The sequence below is a fragment of the Paraburkholderia sp. BR10954 genome (genome assembly GCF_040965775.1).
GTDB lineage: Bacteria > Pseudomonadota > Gammaproteobacteria > Burkholderiales > Burkholderiaceae > Paraburkholderia > Paraburkholderia youngii.
In genome coordinates this window covers 1-276 of sequence record NZ_JBFRCK010000291.1, presented here as the reverse complement: position 1 = coordinate 276, position 276 = coordinate 1, and the positions used below count along the sequence as shown (strand labels likewise).

The following is a 276-nucleotide window of genomic DNA, read 5'->3' as shown; positions in this document are numbered from 1 at the left end:
AGCTGGAGGCGCAGTCACCGGCGTGGGCCGGGCAGCCGGCATCGGATCCGGATGCGCGCGCGCTGGGCCTGGGTCCACGTCATCTGGCCTATGTGATCTACACGTCGGGCTCCACCGGCACGCCCAAAGGCGTCATGGTCGAGCACCGGAGCACCGTGAACCTGCTGCACTGGAGCCGCAGCGTGTTTGCGGAATCCGAGACCAGCCGCATGCTGTTCTCTACCTCGATCGGCTTCGACCTGTCGGTCTATGAGTGCTTCGTTACGCTGTCGCAGG

At 65.6% G+C, this 276-nt stretch carries 1 protein-coding gene; it reads left to right on the top strand.

All coding sequences use genetic code 11. From position 1 onward, the window contains the following. The coding region (locus AB4Y34_RS42285; protein WP_368719357.1) for an AMP-binding protein at positions 1 to 276 on the top strand (276 nt) is incomplete at both ends.